16 protein-coding genes are annotated in these 13,489 nt (G+C 67.4%); 6 read left to right on the forward strand and 10 right to left on the reverse strand.

Features of this window, described 5'->3' with window-relative positions; all coding sequences use genetic code 11:
- The 5 genes from OXQ95_RS06185 to OXQ95_RS06205 all read right to left on the reverse strand — a co-directional run bounded on the left by OXQ95_RS06185 (position 1) and on the right by OXQ95_RS06205 (position 6,764).
- Complete coding sequence (locus OXQ95_RS06185; RefSeq protein WP_267380633.1) at positions 1-921, reverse strand: right-handed parallel beta-helix repeat-containing protein; 921 nt, start codon at positions 919-921, stop codon at positions 1-3.
- 139 nt (positions 922-1,060) lie between these two features.
- The gene (metH, locus tag OXQ95_RS06190) at positions 1,061-3,670 is read right to left on the reverse strand and encodes a methionine synthase (RefSeq protein ID WP_267380635.1); all 2,610 of its coding nucleotides are present in this window, start codon (positions 3,668-3,670) and stop codon (positions 1,061-1,063) included.
- A gap of 99 nt (positions 3,671-3,769) precedes the next feature.
- Positions 3,770-4,816 (reverse strand): homocysteine S-methyltransferase family protein, encoded by a 1,047-nt coding sequence (locus OXQ95_RS06195; RefSeq protein WP_267380636.1) that lies wholly within the window; start codon positions 4,814-4,816, stop codon positions 3,770-3,772.
- 26 nt (positions 4,817-4,842) lie between these two features.
- Positions 4,843-5,787: a methylenetetrahydrofolate reductase gene (gene metF / locus OXQ95_RS06200; protein WP_267380638.1), complete on the reverse strand. Its 945-nt coding sequence runs from the start codon at positions 5,785-5,787 to the stop codon at positions 4,843-4,845.
- On the reverse strand, positions 5,784-6,764 hold the full coding sequence (locus OXQ95_RS06205) for a metalloregulator ArsR/SmtB family transcription factor (protein ID WP_242095905.1): 981 nt from the start codon (positions 6,762-6,764) through the stop codon (positions 5,784-5,786). Before OXQ95_RS06205 ends, metF begins: the two co-directional genes overlap by 4 nt.
- Positions 6,765-6,883: 119 nt before the next feature.
- On the opposite strand from OXQ95_RS06205, the gene OXQ95_RS06210 reads away from it, so the two are divergent.
- The 3 genes from OXQ95_RS06210 to OXQ95_RS06220 are packed head-to-tail and all read left to right on the forward strand — an operon-like array spanning position 6,884 to position 8,327.
- Positions 6,884-7,192 carry a hypothetical protein gene (locus OXQ95_RS06210; protein ID WP_267380640.1) on the forward strand — a complete coding sequence of 103 codons (309 nt, stop codon included), beginning with the start codon at positions 6,884-6,886 and terminating at the stop codon, positions 7,190-7,192.
- Positions 7,192-7,380 carry a hypothetical protein gene (locus tag OXQ95_RS06215; protein ID WP_267380641.1) on the forward strand — a complete coding sequence of 63 codons (189 nt, stop codon included), beginning with the start codon at positions 7,192-7,194 and terminating at the stop codon, positions 7,378-7,380. Before OXQ95_RS06210 ends, OXQ95_RS06215 begins: the two co-directional genes overlap by 1 nt.
- Positions 7,377-8,327: an aldo/keto reductase gene (locus tag OXQ95_RS06220; protein WP_267380642.1), complete on the forward strand. Its 951-nt coding sequence runs from the start codon at positions 7,377-7,379 to the stop codon at positions 8,325-8,327. Before OXQ95_RS06215 ends, OXQ95_RS06220 begins: the two co-directional genes overlap by 4 nt.
- A gap of 13 nt (positions 8,328-8,340) precedes the next feature.
- On the opposite strand, the gene OXQ95_RS06225 is transcribed toward OXQ95_RS06220, so the two are convergent.
- On the reverse strand, positions 8,341-8,736 hold the full coding sequence (locus OXQ95_RS06225) for a type II toxin-antitoxin system death-on-curing family toxin (RefSeq protein ID WP_267380643.1): 396 nt from the start codon (positions 8,734-8,736) through the stop codon (positions 8,341-8,343).
- The gene (locus tag OXQ95_RS06230) at positions 8,733-8,960 is read right to left on the reverse strand and encodes an AbrB/MazE/SpoVT family DNA-binding domain-containing protein (RefSeq protein ID WP_267380645.1); all 228 of its coding nucleotides are present in this window, start codon (positions 8,958-8,960) and stop codon (positions 8,733-8,735) included. The genes OXQ95_RS06225 and OXQ95_RS06230 overlap by 4 nt, the downstream gene beginning before the upstream one ends.
- Positions 8,961-9,032: 72 nt before the next feature.
- Between OXQ95_RS06230 and OXQ95_RS06235 the strand changes: the two genes are divergently transcribed.
- Both OXQ95_RS06235 and OXQ95_RS06240 read left to right on the forward strand, forming a co-directional pair.
- Complete coding sequence (locus tag OXQ95_RS06235) at positions 9,033-9,992, forward strand: cation diffusion facilitator family transporter (RefSeq protein ID WP_267380647.1); 960 nt, start codon at positions 9,033-9,035, stop codon at positions 9,990-9,992.
- 4 nt (positions 9,993-9,996) lie between these two features.
- On the forward strand, positions 9,997-10,638 hold the full coding sequence (locus OXQ95_RS06240) for a hypothetical protein (protein ID WP_267380648.1): 642 nt from the start codon (positions 9,997-9,999) through the stop codon (positions 10,636-10,638).
- On the opposite strand, the gene OXQ95_RS06245 is transcribed toward OXQ95_RS06240, so the two are convergent.
- Together OXQ95_RS06245 and OXQ95_RS06250 are read right to left on the reverse strand one after the other, a co-directional pair.
- Positions 10,586-11,218: a DUF4893 domain-containing protein gene (locus tag OXQ95_RS06245; RefSeq protein ID WP_242095282.1), complete on the reverse strand. Its 633-nt coding sequence runs from the start codon at positions 11,216-11,218 to the stop codon at positions 10,586-10,588. The two genes, OXQ95_RS06240 and OXQ95_RS06245, sit on opposite strands and share 53 nt — an antisense overlap.
- Positions 11,215-12,000 carry a 3-hydroxybutyrate dehydrogenase gene (locus tag OXQ95_RS06250; protein WP_267380652.1) on the reverse strand — a complete coding sequence of 262 codons (786 nt, stop codon included), beginning with the start codon at positions 11,998-12,000 and terminating at the stop codon, positions 11,215-11,217. Before OXQ95_RS06250 ends, OXQ95_RS06245 begins: the two co-directional genes overlap by 4 nt.
- 111 nt (positions 12,001-12,111) lie before the next feature.
- On the opposite strand from OXQ95_RS06250, the gene OXQ95_RS06255 reads away from it, so the two are divergent.
- Positions 12,112-13,029: a neutral zinc metallopeptidase gene (locus OXQ95_RS06255; RefSeq protein ID WP_267380682.1), complete on the forward strand. Its 918-nt coding sequence runs from the start codon at positions 12,112-12,114 to the stop codon at positions 13,027-13,029.
- Positions 13,030-13,054: 25 nt separating this feature from the next.
- Here OXQ95_RS06255 and OXQ95_RS06260 read toward each other — a convergent pair.
- On the reverse strand, positions 13,055-13,489 hold a 435-nt coding region (locus OXQ95_RS06260; protein ID WP_267380653.1), incomplete at its 5' end, for a hypothetical protein.

Consider the following 13,489-nt stretch of genomic DNA (forward strand, 5'->3'; position numbering starts at 1 on the left):
TCAGCGTGTCTCGAACGGGCGGATGCCCGCGCCCAGCCGGTTCGCGCCGACCGCCAGCCGATCGTGGCTGAGATCGGCGACGAAGGCGGGGCTGGTGGTGTCGCCCGGCGACAGGCGCGCATCGTTGTTCTCGATCCGCAGCCCGGTCGAGCGATAGGTCTTCGCCTCGGCCGACACGACGATCAGGCCCGAATGGTTTTCCTTGTTCCGCCCCTGCACGAAGACGTTGCCCGCGATCAGCCCGGTCGCCCCTTCGGGCAGGTCGATCATATAGTTGGTCTTGCGCCCTCCGGTATCGTCGAAGCTGTTGTCGGTGATCGATACGTTGGGCACGCGCAGCTTAACATAGTGGCCGCCGCGCCCGCGCTCGAAACGCGAATGCGTGATCGACACGCTGCCGCGGTTCGCCAGATAGATGGAATGTGCGCAATCGGGCGTCTCGTCGCACTGGCCGAGGCCCGAGAAGGTGGACCGGTCGATCGCAATGCGCTGTGCGGTCGGCTCACCGCCCAGCACGCCCTCCTGGCTGTCGAGGAACATGGCATTGGTGATGGTCAGGTCGCCCATCTCGGTGCGCACGCCTGCACCGTTGCCGTCCGCCACGCGAATCCCGCGAAAGACGAGGCCGTCGACCGTGGAGCCCTGCCCGCGCAGCACCAGCACCGCCTTGCCCTCGCATGGCGTGCCGTCGAAGATCGCGGTGCCGGGCTGCTGCGCCTTGAAGGTGATCCGCCCGCCCGCCTGCACCGCGCATTGGTGATAGACGCCGGGCGCGATCAGGATCGTGGCCGTTCCCAGCCGCACCGAATCCACCGCATCCTGCAACGTCGCGAAGCCGTGCCCGTCGATGGTGAAGGGTGCGGTGCCCTGCGCGGCGGCGGGAGCGGCAAGGAGCAGGGCGAACGGGAGGAACTGGCGCATGATGGGTCCTTTTCGGGGGGCAGCGTGGACGCGGAGCCGGTGGTTCGGCAAGCCACAAAGGACGTTAACGGCGCCTACGATCGCGGGCAGCGTTGCGAACCTGTTCCCCGGCGAAGGCCGGGGAACAGGAGGGATGCGCTCAATCCAAATTGGGCCGCAGCCAGCGCTCCGCCGTCTGCACCTCCACGCCGCGGCGGACGGCATAATCCTCCAGCTGGTCCCGGCCGACACGGGCGACGCCGAAATACTCCGCCTGCGGATGGCCGAAATAGAAGCCCGACACCGCTGCCGTAGGAAACATCGCGAAGCTTTCGGTCAGTTCCAGCCCGGTCGCCTCCTGCGCGCCCAGCAGTTCGAAGAGGATCGGCTTCAGGCTGTGATCGGGGCAGGCCGGATAGCCGGGTGCAGGGCGGATGCCGCGATATTGTTCCTTGATGAGCGCGTCGTTGGTCAGTTGCTCGTCGGGTGCATAGCCCCAGAGCTCCTGGCGGACATGGCGGTGCAGCCGCTCGGCAAACGCCTCGGCGAAGCGATCCGCCAGCGCCTTCAGCAGAATGTCGTTATAATCGTCGTGCCCCGCCTTGAAGCGCGCGATATGGTCGTCGATGCCGTGGATGCCGACCGCGAAGCCGCCGAACCAGTCGCCCGCGGGATCGATGAAATCGGCGAGGCACATATTGGCGCGCCCCTCGCGCTTGGCGATCTGCTGGCGGAGCATGGGCAGGCGCACGTCGCCATGATGGCTCACCACCACGTCATCGCCCTCGCGCCGTGCCGGCCACAGCCCGACCACGCCGCGCGGCGTCAGCCACTTCTCCGCCACGATCGTTTCGAGCATCGCCTGCGCATCGGCATAGAGCGCGCGAGCGCTTTCGCCCACCACCGCATCGTCGAGGATGGCGGGGAAATTGCCCGCGAGTTCCCAGGCGCGGAAGAACGGCGTCCAGTCGATATAGTCGCGCAGATCGGCCAGATCCCACGCGGCGAAGACATGCAGGCCAGGCCTGGCGGGCGCGGCGGGCTTAAGCGCGAAATCGGCGGCGAACCCGCGTTCGCGCGCCGTCTCCAGCGGCAGCAATTCGCTTTGCCCCTTGCCCGCGCGCGCCATCCGCACCGCCTCATACTCGTCCGCGGTCTTCGTCACGAACTCGTCGCGGATCGTGTCAGAGACGAGCGTCGAGGCGACCCCAACCGCGCGGCTGGCGTCGAGCACATGCACCACCGGACCATCATAGGCGGGCGAGATGCGCAGCGCGGTGTGCACCTTGGACGTGGTGGCGCCGCCGATCAGCAGCGGCATCGTCATGCCCGCGCGCTTCATCTCCTCGGCGACCGTCACCATCTCGTCGAGCGAGGGCGTGATGAGGCCGGACAGCCCGATCATATCGGCGTCATTCTCGTTCGCGGCCTCCAGGATCTTCGACCAAGGCACCATGACGCCCAGATCGACCACGTCGAAGCCGTTGCACTGTAGCACGACGCCGACGATGTTCTTGCCGATATCGTGCACGTCGCCCTTCACGGTCGCCATGATGATCTTGCCCTTGCCGCGCGCGCCGGGCTCCTTGGACGCCTCGATGAAGGGCAGCAGATGCGCCACCGCCTTCTTCATCACCCGCGCCGACTTCACCACCTGCGGCAGGAACATCTTGCCCGATCCGAACAGGTCGCCGACGACGTTCATGCCGTCCATCAGCGGCCCCTCGATCACCTCGATCGGCCGGCCGCCGGCATCGTCGATCGCCTGGCGGGCCTCTTCGGTATCCTCGACGACGTGGAGGTCGATGCCCTTCACCAGCGCATATTCCAGCCGCTTGGTCACCGGCAGGCCGCGCCATTCCGCCGCCGCCTTTTCCGCCACCGCGTCGGTGCCGCGATATTTCTCCGCGAGCGCCACGAGCCGATCGCCCGCTTCCGGATCATGGTTGAGCACCACGTCCTCGACTGCCGCGCGCAGCTCGGGATCGATATCGTCATAGATGTCGAGCTGGCCGGCGTTGACGATCGCCATGTCCATGCCAGCGGGGATGGCGTGATAGAGGAACACGCTGTGCATCGCGCGCCGCACCGGCTCGTTGCCGCGGAACGAGAAACTGAAGTTCGAAAGGCCGCCCGATATGTGGCAATGCGGGCACCGCGCCTTGATCTCGCGGCAGGCCTCGATGAAGTCGACGCCGTAATTATTGTGCTCCTCGATCCCTGTCGCCACCGCGAACACGTTGGGATCGAAGATGATGTCTTCGGGCGGAAAGCCGATCCCGGTGAGCAGGCGATAGGCGCGCTCGCAAATCTCGACCTTGCGCTCCTTGGTGTCGGCCTGCCCCACCTCGTCGAACGCCATGACGACGACCGCGGCGCCATAGGCCATGCACTTCTTCGCCTGGGCGAGGAACGGCGCCTCGCCCTCCTTCATGCTGATCGAATTGACGATCGGCTTGCCGGAGACGCATTTCAGCCCCGCCTCGATCACGCTCCATTTCGAGCTGTCGACCATGAAGGGGATGCGCGCGATGTCGGGCTCCGCGGCGATCAGCTTCAGGAACGTCGTCATCGCGTGGTGCGCGTCGAGCAGCCCCTCGTCCATGTTGACGTCGAGCACCTGCGCGCCCGATTCCACCTGCTGGCGCGCGACCTCCACGGCGGCGGGATAGTCGCCCGCCATGATGAGCTTCTTGAAGCGTGCCGAGCCGGTAACGTTGGTGCGCTCGCCGATATTGACGAAATTGGTGGAGGAAATTGTGCTAGTCATTTTCAACATCCGTTCGCCCCGAGCGTGTCGAAGGGCATGGTCCGGGCAGGTGCTTCGACAGGCTCAGCACGAACGGTGACAGGATTGCGGCAGGTCCGCTCACGCCGCCATCGTGAACGGTTCGAGCCCGGCGAGTTTGGTCCGCACCTCGGGGCGGGCCGGCACCCTGGGCTCCAGCCCGCGCACCGCGTCCGCCATCGCCTTGATATGCGCGGGCGTCGAGCCGCAGCAGCCGCCCAGTACGTTCACCTGCCTGGCCGCCGCCCATTCGCCCACCAGCCCCGCGGTGGTCGCCGGCATCTCGTCATATTCGCCGAGTTCGTTGGGCAAGCCCGCATTGGGGTAGATCATGATGAGCGTGTCGGCGATGGCGCTCAGCGTCTTCACATGCGGGCGGAGCTGTTCGGCGCCGAACGAGCAGTTCAGCCCGATCGTCACCGGCCGGGCATGCCGCACCGCGTGCCAGAACGCCTCGACGGTGTGGCCCGACAGATTGCGCCCCGACAGGTCGGTCAACGTCATCGACAGCATGATCGGCACGTCGCGCCCCAGATCGTCCGCGGCGTCGAGCGCGGCCATGATCCCGGCCTTGGCGTTCAGCGTGTCGAACACCGTCTCGATCAGGATGAAATCCACGCCGCCTTCCAGCAATGCGTCGATCTGGTCGCGATAGACCCCCTTCAGATAATCGAAATCGATCTCCCGGTAGCCAGGATCGTTGACGTCGGGCGAGAGCGACAGCGTCTTGTTGGTCGGCCCGATCGCGCCCGCCACGAAGCGCGGACGGCCGTCCTTCGCGGCATATTCGTCGGCGAGGCGTCGGGCGATCTTCGCGCTTTGCAGGTTGATCTCGCGCACCAGATGCTCGGCGCCGTAATCCGCCTGCGAGATCAGGTTCGCGCTGAACGTGTTGGTGGAGACGATGTCCGATCCGGCATCAAGATATTCGCGCGTGATCGTCTCGGGCACCTCCGGCTTGGTGATCGCGAGGATGTCGTTGTTGCCCTTCTGGTCGTGCGGCAAGCCCAGATCGCCCGCATAGGCGGCCTCGTCCAGCTTCCAGTTCTGGATCTCGGTGCCGAACGCGCCGTCGGTGATGAGAATGCGCTTGGCGGCTTCGGCGTTCAGGCGTTCGCGGGCGGTCATCGGTGTTTCCTTCGTCCTGGCCGCGTTCATGCGGCCACGGCCTTTTCGGTCGGCTTCGCGCGAACCCCCAGCATGTGGCAGATCGCGAAGGCCAGCTCGGCGCGGTTGAGCGTGTAGAAATGGAAGTTCTTCACGCCGCCCGCATAGAGCCGCCGGCACATCTCGGCGGCCACCGTCGCCGCGACGAGCTGGCGCGCGGCGGGATGGTCGTCCAGCCCCTCGAACAGCCGGTCCATCCAGGCGGGGATCGCCGCCCCGCACTGGCCGGCGAATTTGCGGAACTGCGCGACATTCGAAACGGGAAGGATGCCGGGCAGGATCTCCGCCGTGATCCCCGCCGCCGCCACCCGGTCGCGAAACCGGAAATAGGCCTCGGGCGAGAAGAAGAATTGCGTGATCGCGCGATTGGCGCCGGCATCGAACTTCGCACGCAGATTGTCGAGATCGGCCTGGTCGCCGCCGCTTTCAGGATGGCATTCGGGATAGGCCGCGACCGAAATGTCGAACGGGTGCAGCCGGGCCAATCCCGTGACCAGCTCGGCGGCGTTGGCATAGCCGCCCGGGTGCGGGCGATAGGGCTCGCCCGGCGTCGGCATGTCGCCGCGCAGCGCGACGATGTGGCGGACGCCCGCCGCCCAATAATCCTCGGCCACCTGATCGATCTCGGCGCGGGTCGCCTCGACGCAGGTCAGGTGCGCGGCGGCGCTTAGCGAGGTCTCGCGCTGAATCCGCGCGACCGTGGCATGCGTGCGCTCGCGCGTGGAGCCACCCGCGCCATAGGTGACCGACACGAAATCGGGGCCGAGCGGCTCCAGCGCGCGGATCGCCTCCCACAATTGCGTCTCCATCTTCTCGCTCTTGGGCGGGAAGAATTCGAAGCTGATGCCGATATCGCCTGCCAGATCGGCGAACAGCGGCTCCTCCAATGCGCGGCGCGCTTCCGCCAGCTGGGGGATCGAGATCGTCGTCATGCCGCCTTCACCTCACGCAATTCCACAGTCTTGTCCCGTTTCTGGCCGAGCCACAGCTTCACCGTCAGCTCGCCGCCGCCCAGCGTCTCGATGCGGGCGGGCACCAGACTGGCATTGGCGAACCACTGCGCCATCTGCGCATCCGAAAAGCCGAGCCGGGTGTGCGCGTCGCGCGTTCGCAGATCCTCGCGGTCGTGCGGCGCGAAATCGGCGATCAGCAACCGCCCGCCCGGCCCCAGCACGCGCACCGCCTCGGCGATCGCGGCGCCGGGCTGCTGCGCGAAATGGAGCACATGGTGCAGGATCGCGACGTCCGCCGCGCCGTCCGCCATCGGCAGCGCATAGAGGTCCGCCTGGCGCAGCTCGGTATTGGAAAGCCCGCGTTCGGACAGCTTCACGCGCGCGAGCCGCAGCATCTCCGAACTGCGATCGATCCCGAGTGCGGATCGCGCGCGGCCGGCGAATAGCTCGAGCATCCGGCCAGTGCCGGTGCCGATGTCGATCAGCGTGCCGAGCGATCCGGTCTCTCCGCCTTCCAGGCCCAGCACCGCCGCCATGGCCGCCTCGACCTCGCTCTCGGCGATGTGGAGCGAGCGGATCGCGTCCCATTCGCCGGCATGGTCCTCGAACCAGCCCGCCGCCGAAGCGGCGCGATCGGCACGCACAGCGGCAAGGCGCGCGACGTCGGCCAGCGCCCAATGATCGGGCTCGGCCGCGCCCCAGCGATCGAGCGCGGCGGCCACTGGCGCGACCGCATCGGGCTTGCCGAGCGCCACGAACACCCAGCTCCCCTCCTTGCGCCGTTCGGCGAGGCCTGCGTCACAGAGAATCTTGACGTGCCGCGACACGCGCGGCTGGCTCTGGCCCAGCACCTGCGCGAGTTCACCCACCGACAGCTCCATCGAGCGCAGCAGCGTCAGGATGCGCAGCCGCGTGGCGTCGGCCAAGGCACGGAAGATGTCGAGCGCGAGGGTCATCGGGAACAACATATAAAGATATCTTTATATGCGGTCAATCGATCCGGCACGGACCCGATGCCGTGACAACGCGTTCGGGCCTGAATACCATTGCCGCAACAACATGGGGAGTGACGATCATGAAGAAGCCTTTGCTGGCCCTGCTGGCCTTCACCTCGTTGGCACTCGCCGCCTGCAGCCAGAACGCGCAGGATGCGAGCGCCAACGCCGCCGATTCGGTCGCCGCGGACGCCAACGCCACGACGCGCAACGCAGTGGACGACGTGAACGCCGCCACCGACCGCGCGCTGGGTGCCGCGCAGAACTCGATCGACCGTGCCGGCCCGGCCGCCGATCGCGCCGGCAATTCGATCGACAACGGCATCGATCGCGCCTCCAACGCCACCGGTAACGCGCTGGAGCGCGCCGGCCGTTCGCTGAAGAACTGATGCGCCGCCGCGCGAGTATGGCGGCCGCGGCGGCGTTCGCGCTCGCCGCCTGCTCGTCGCATACCGATCAGCCGGGCGCCGTCACCGCGGACGAGGCCCGGCAATTGAACGACGCCGCCGCGATGCTCGATGCCAACAGCGTCGACGCCAATGCCGTCGGTGGCGACAACGAAAGCGATCCATCATGACCGAACTTCGCCGCCTGGGCTCCACCGACCTGAAGATCGCGCCGCTGGTATTGGGCGGCAACGTGTTCGGTTGGACCGCGGACAAGGCCGCGAGCTTCGCCGTGCTTGACGCCTTCGTCGCCGGCGGCGGCACGATGATCGATACCGCCGACGTCTATTCCGCCTGGGCGGACGGCCACCGCGGCGGCGAATCGGAGACGATGATCGGCGAATGGCTCGCGCAGGGCGGCAAACGCGACCGGGTGCTGATCGCGACCAAGGTGGGGATGCTGCCGGGCGAAGGCGGCGAGAAGCTGGCCCCCGCGCGCATCGCCGCCGCGGCGGAGGCCTCGCTGAAGCGGCTCGGCACCGACCGCATCGACCTGTATTTCGCGCATCAGGACGACGATTCCGTTCCGCAGGACGCGGTGCTCGAGGCGTTCGGCCGGCTGGTCGACGCCGGCAAGGTCCGGGTGATCGGCGCTTCCAACTTCCACGCCGGGCGCCTGAAATCGGCGAACGACGCCGCTATCGCTGCGCATCTGCCGCGCTATCACGTGCTCCAGCCCGAATATAATCTGGTGAGCCGCGAGAAGTTCGAGGGCGAACTGCAGGATTATTGCGTGGCCGAGAATATCGGCGTGACGCCCTATTACGGCCTCGCCTCGGGCTTCCTCACCGGCAAATACCGGAGCACCGCCGATCTGGGGCAAAGCGTGCGCGGCGGTCGGATGGGCGATCTGCTGGAGGGCAAGGGCAAGGTCGTGCTGGCGGCAATGGACTCGGTCGCGGCGGAGACCGGCGCCAGCCTCGCGCAGATCGCGCTCGCCTGGCTGATGGCGCAACCCGGCGTGACCGCGCCGATTGCCAGTGCGACCAGCGCCGCGCAGATCGAGGATCTGCTGCCGGCGATGGACCTGACGCTCACCCCCGACCAGCGCGAACGGCTGACCGACGCGGGGGTGTGACCGGGGCGCGGTGTCAGGCGCGAACGATGTGCTCGCGAAACCAAGCGGCGAAATCGTCCTCTGCCAGCGTACCGGAGACGAGTGCCAACATGGTGCGAATGGCGTCCGCCTTGTCGAACTCGATCTCTACGGCGTTCAGGCGCAGGAACAAGCGCGCCATGACCCATGCGGCGCGCTTGTTGCCATCCGCGAACGGGTGATTTCGGGCGATGCCGAACGCATAAGCGGCCGCTGAGGCGCAGAGATCGTCTTCTCTACAGCCACGTTTGTTGACCGGCCGTGCGATGGCTGACTCGAGCAGGCCTATGTCCTTGACGCCCGCTGGTCCGCCATGTTCGGCCAGTTTCCGATCATGCACCGCACGCGCAATGTCTGCACTGGGAAAACGCGGCGTGCCCGACGACGTCAATTGGCGAGACCGGCGAGTATGTCGCGGTCTTCGCGCATGATCGCCTCGGCAGCCGTCATCGCTTCGACGAAGGCCGGATCATGCGGTCGGATTGCGAAGCCGTCCGATTGTTCGGTCAAAACGATCTGATCCCCCAGATCGACGCGCAGCTTGGAAAGCATTTCCTTGGGGATGATGACGCCCACGGAGTTGCCGAAGCGAATGATTTTCAGGGCGATGTTCATACTGACGTAACAACATGCTTGCCGCGTCACGCAAAGCTCGCATCTCGCGCCCGCCCCCCGCATAGAGTGACCATGGCCGAACCCGTCGAACGCGAATCCAATCTCGTCATCCTGGCGGCACTCGCCGCCAATCTCGGCATCGCCGTGGCCAAATTCGTGGCCGCCACGATCACCGGATCCTCCTCCATGCTGACCGAAGGCGTCCATTCGGTGGTCGACAGCGGCAACCAATTGCTGCTGCTCTACGGCCAGCATCGTGCGAAGCGGCCGGCGGACGAGATCCACCCGTTCGGCTATGCGCGCGAACTCTATTTCTGGAGCTTCGTCGTCGCGATCCTGATCTTCGCGGTGGGCGCGGGCGTGTCGGTCTATGAGGGCTATCTCCACATCATCGATCCCGAGCCGCTGCGCTCGCCGCTGGTCAATTACATCGTGCTGGGCGTCTCCACCGCGCTCGAAGGCACCAGCTGGTTCCTGGCGATGCGCGCGTTCGGCCGCGCCAAGGGACCGCTCGGCTGGTGGGCCTCGATCCGGCGCTCCAAGGATCCGGCGGGGTTCATCGTCCTGTTCGAGGACAGCGCGGCGCTGGCCGGACTGGTGATCGCCGCGGCGGGCGTGTGGCTCAGCCATGCGCTCGCCGAGCCGCGGATCGACGGCATCGCCTCGATCCTGATCGGGCTGGTGCTCGGGCTGGTCGCGATGCTGCTGGCGCGCGAGGCCAAGGGGCTGCTGATCGGCGAGCGCGCCGACCCCGCGATCGTCGAGACGGTGCGCGCCATCGTCGCCGCCGAACCGCGCGTCACCGCGGTCAACCATGTCCGCACGATCCACACCGGACCGACGAGCATCTTCGTGGCGATCAGCGCCGATTTCGACGATTCGCTGACGATGGGCGAAGGCGAAACGCTGGTGGAGCGGATCGAGGCGAAGCTGAAGGCGGCCGAGCCGATGCTCGCCTCCATCTATATCCGGCCGGAGAAGCGCAAGGACGCCATCGCCGCTTTCCCGGGACAAACCAGTGCGATAGGCTAGCATCATGCCTCGCCTCTCCCATCTCGTCGCGTTCGTGCTGCTCTCGATCGGGGCCGCGCTGCCCGCGCACGCCGCGGTGACGATCGCCTTCTGGAGCCACGAACTGGGAGACAGTTTCCCCCACGCCTTCGTCACGCTCCGCGGCGTGCCCGATGCCGGCGGGGCGGCGGTCGATCGCAACTTCGGCTTCACCGCGCGCACGCTGAGTCCGGCGCTGCTGTTCCGCTCCGTGCGCGGCAAGCTCGATATCGCCACGCCCTATTATGTCCGCAGCAGCACCGCCCAATTCTCGACAACCATGACCGACGCGCAATATGCCGCCGTGCTGGCGCTGGCAGCGGCGTGGGACGACAAGGGCGCAGACAGCACCTATGACCTGAAGACGCACAATTGCGTCCATTTCGTCATGGCCGCGGCGCGGATCATGGGGCTCATCGGGCTCGACCATCCCGATCTGATGAAGCGCCCGCGCTCCTATCTCCAGGCGGTTGCCGCCGCGAACGGGTCGCGCATCACCAGGATCGACGAGAGCGGGACCGTCTATCTGGCCGCACTGCCGCCGATCGGCGCGGCCGCCGCGGCAGCGCCGGCGCTCAGTGCGGCGGCGCCGCTTCCGGTTCGACCGGCGCCGGCACCAGTTCGATGACGTCGAGCGTCGACTGGAAGCTCGGATAGGGCAGCACGATCCGCCAGCGCGCCGGCCCGATCCGCTCGACCACCCCCACCATGTTGCGGCGCGCATCGCGGCCATAGGCCATGCGCCGCGTCTCGTCGCCGAGCATCAGCGCGCCGAGATACACGCTGCGCGCACCGGTATCCTCGAAGATCGTGCCGGTGGTGCGCTGCGGCCCGCTGAGCGCGGCGAAGCCTCGGTTCGTGCCCTCTCCCGCGATCAGGCACGGCGCCCACACCCCCGGCGCAAAGCCGTCACCGCCGCCATAACCGCCGAGCCGGATCGTCCGGCAGCGATAGGCGCCGGGCGGCGGGGACGCGCCGGCCAGCGCGTGATCGGGATCGAGCAGCGCACCCTGTGCCGCGATCTGCGCACCGCCGCCGCTGCGCTGCGCCTTGCCCAGCGCCTCGATCCACGCGTCGCGCCACCGCCGCAGCCGGTCGCGATCCGCCGGGCTGGCGGCGCGGCGCCAGTCGGTCGGCACGTCGCGCGCCATCACCGGGCCGGCGACCAGCAGCAGGGCGGCGGCAGCCTGCGCGATCCGCGCGCTCATGCCGCCGTCCACCCGCCATCGACCGACAGGTTCGCGCCCGTGATCGACGCCGCCTGGTCGCGACAGAGAAACAGCGCGAGCGCCGCCACCTGTTCGGGGGTGACGAATTCGCGCGTCGGCTGCGCGGCGAGCAGCACGTCGTTCATCACCTGATCGCGCGTCATCCCGCGCGCCGCCATCGTGTCGGGGATCTGGCGTTCGACCAACGGCGTCCAGACATAGCCCGGCGAGATCGCGTTGACGGTGATGCCGTGCCGCGCCGTCTCCAGCGCCACCGTCTTGGTGAGCCCGACGAGACCATGTTTGGCGGCGACATAAGCCGATTTGCCCGGGCTCGCGACGAGCGAATGCGCCGAGGCGGTCGAGATGATCCGGCCCCAGCCCTGCCGCTTCATGTGCGGCACCACGGCGCGCATCACGTGCCAGGCGGAGGACAGGTTGATCGCCAGGACCCGGTCGAACGCGTCGATCGGAAAATCCTCGATCGACGCGACATGCTGGATGCCGGCATTGTTGATCGCGATGTCGATCCGGCCCGTCTCGGCGACGGCGCGCTCGACCAGCGCAGCGATCGCGGCGGGATCGGTCATGTCCGCCGCATCGTACAGCGCCGCCGCGCCGCTCGTCGCCGTCAGCTCGTCTCGCACCGCCGCGATCACGTCCGCCTCGCCGAAGCCGTTGAGCACCACCGTCGCGCCTTCGGCCGCCAGCGCGCGCGCATAGGCGAGGCCGATTCCCGAGGTGGAGCCGGTGACGACCGCAGTCTTGCCCTTCAGAAACATGCACCGATCCTCCACTCGTCCCCCTCCTGCGCCCGCGCGCCGTCGCGATCAACCTTGCAACCACGCGGGAGGCCGAGCATTGCGCAGGGGAGACGACAAGGGAGGCCCATGATGCGGCTCGACGATTTCGACCCGAACATCAACGTCGGCGACCAGCGCGGCGAAAGCGGCGGCGGTGGCTTTGGGGGTGGTGGCGGTGGCGGCCTGCTGTTCGGCCTGCTCCCGCTGATCGGCAGCCGGTTCGGTTGCGGTGGGATCGTCGTGGTGCTGATCGTGCTCGCCGTCTTCGGCGGTCTGGGCAATATCGGTTCGATGCTCGGCGGTGGCGGCGGCAGCCAGACCTCGGCCCCCACGCAGCAATCGGCGCGCAAGAGCGAGGCAACGACCGCCTGCAGGGTCGATGCCTCGAGCACTGCCGCCTGCAACGCGTTCAGTTCGGCCGACAAGACCTGGGCGGCGATCTTCCAGCGCGAGGGCAAGACGTTCGAAGCGCCCTCGCTGCAATTCTACAGTCGCAGCGGCCGTTCGGGCTGCGGTGCGGCGCAGAGTGCGATGGGCCCGTTCTATTGCCCGACCGATCGCGGCATCTATCTCGACACCAGCTTCTTCCAGGAATTGCAGAACCGCTTCCACGCCGGCGGCGATTTTGCGCAGGATTATGTGATCGCGCACGAGTTCGGCCACCACATCCAGAATCTGCTGGGCGTGTCGGATCAGGTGTCCAACGCACAGCGCCAGGCGAGCGAGACGCAGGGCAACGCGCTGTCGGTGCGCCTCGAGCTTCAGGCGGATTGCTATGCGGGCGTGTGGGCGGCCAACAACCGCGACCGGCTCGATCCGGGCGACATCCAGGAAGGGCTCACCGCCGCGCACGCGATCGGCGACGACACGCTGCAGCAGGAAAGCCAGGGCCGCGTCGTGCCCGACAGCTTCACCCATGGCACCTCGGCCGAACGCATGAAGTGGCTGAAGCGCGGGCTGGACAGCGGCGATCCCGCGCAATGCGACACCTTCTCGGGCGCGATCTGAGCGCCCGAGACGGTGCGCGTGCGGGTCAGTCGACCGCGACGATCTGCTGCGGATGCTGAATCCGGACGACGTGCTGATAGCGGTTCACGCTGTGCGCGCGCCCCGATACCGTGTTGACGATCAGGTTGCGGCGCACGACACCATCCACCACGATATGGCGCCCCTTGAAATAGACTTCGGGCGGCGCGCCATAGCGTTTGGCGAGTTCATTCGCCGCGACGCGCGACAGGTCGAACGTCAGATCGTCGGGGCGGCGATAATCGTCCGTCGAATTGAGGAACGTGCCACGCGCGGTCTTGGCTGTGGAAACGACCGTCATCACGAACCGCCCGGTACGCCCGTTCGACGATGCCGCGTCCGCCGCGGCGATCGCGGCGGGCGGCTCCATCGCCGTCCCACTTGATGCGGCCGGGCCCGATCCCAGAGCCGCGCCGATCAGAACCATGAGCATCGCCGCTCT

Origin of the sequence: Sphingomonas sp. GC_Shp_6 (genome assembly GCF_026540835.1) — a bacterium.
Taxonomy (GTDB): domain Bacteria; phylum Pseudomonadota; class Alphaproteobacteria; order Sphingomonadales; family Sphingomonadaceae; genus Sphingomonas.

What these genes read in the sequence shown, in the direction of transcription:
- OXQ95_RS06220 (WP_267380642.1), top strand. Translation starts at nt 7,377, where the DNA reads ATGACCGAACTTCGCCGCCTGGGCTCCACCGACCTGAAGATCGCGCCG.
- metF (WP_267380638.1), bottom strand. Translation starts at nt 5,787, where the DNA reads ATGACGACGATCTCGATCCCCCAGCTGGCGGAAGCGCGCCGCGCATTG.
- OXQ95_RS06185 (WP_267380633.1), bottom strand. Translation starts at nt 921, where the DNA reads ATGCGCCAGTTCCTCCCGTTCGCCCTGCTCCTTGCCGCTCCCGCCGCC.
- OXQ95_RS06205 (WP_242095905.1), bottom strand. Translation starts at nt 6,764, where the DNA reads ATGACCCTCGCGCTCGACATCTTCCGTGCCTTGGCCGACGCCACGCGG.
- OXQ95_RS06250 (WP_267380652.1), bottom strand. Translation starts at nt 12,000, where the DNA reads ATGTTTCTGAAGGGCAAGACTGCGGTCGTCACCGGCTCCACCTCGGGA.
- OXQ95_RS06230 (WP_267380645.1), bottom strand. Translation starts at nt 8,960, where the DNA reads ATGAACATCGCCCTGAAAATCATTCGCTTCGGCAACTCCGTGGGCGTC.
- OXQ95_RS06235 (WP_267380647.1), top strand. Translation starts at nt 9,033, where the DNA reads ATGGCCGAACCCGTCGAACGCGAATCCAATCTCGTCATCCTGGCGGCA.
- OXQ95_RS06255 (WP_267380682.1), top strand. Translation starts at nt 12,112, where the DNA reads ATGCGGCTCGACGATTTCGACCCGAACATCAACGTCGGCGACCAGCGC.
- metH (WP_267380635.1), bottom strand. Translation starts at nt 3,670, where the DNA reads ATGACTAGCACAATTTCCTCCACCAATTTCGTCAATATCGGCGAGCGC.
- OXQ95_RS06195 (WP_267380636.1), bottom strand. Translation starts at nt 4,816, where the DNA reads ATGACCGCCCGCGAACGCCTGAACGCCGAAGCCGCCAAGCGCATTCTC.
- OXQ95_RS06240 (WP_267380648.1), top strand. Translation starts at nt 9,997, where the DNA reads ATGCCTCGCCTCTCCCATCTCGTCGCGTTCGTGCTGCTCTCGATCGGG.
- OXQ95_RS06245 (WP_242095282.1), bottom strand. Translation starts at nt 11,218, where the DNA reads ATGAGCGCGCGGATCGCGCAGGCTGCCGCCGCCCTGCTGCTGGTCGCC.
- OXQ95_RS06215 (WP_267380641.1), top strand. Translation starts at nt 7,192, where the DNA reads ATGCGCCGCCGCGCGAGTATGGCGGCCGCGGCGGCGTTCGCGCTCGCC.
- OXQ95_RS06210 (WP_267380640.1), top strand. Translation starts at nt 6,884, where the DNA reads ATGAAGAAGCCTTTGCTGGCCCTGCTGGCCTTCACCTCGTTGGCACTC.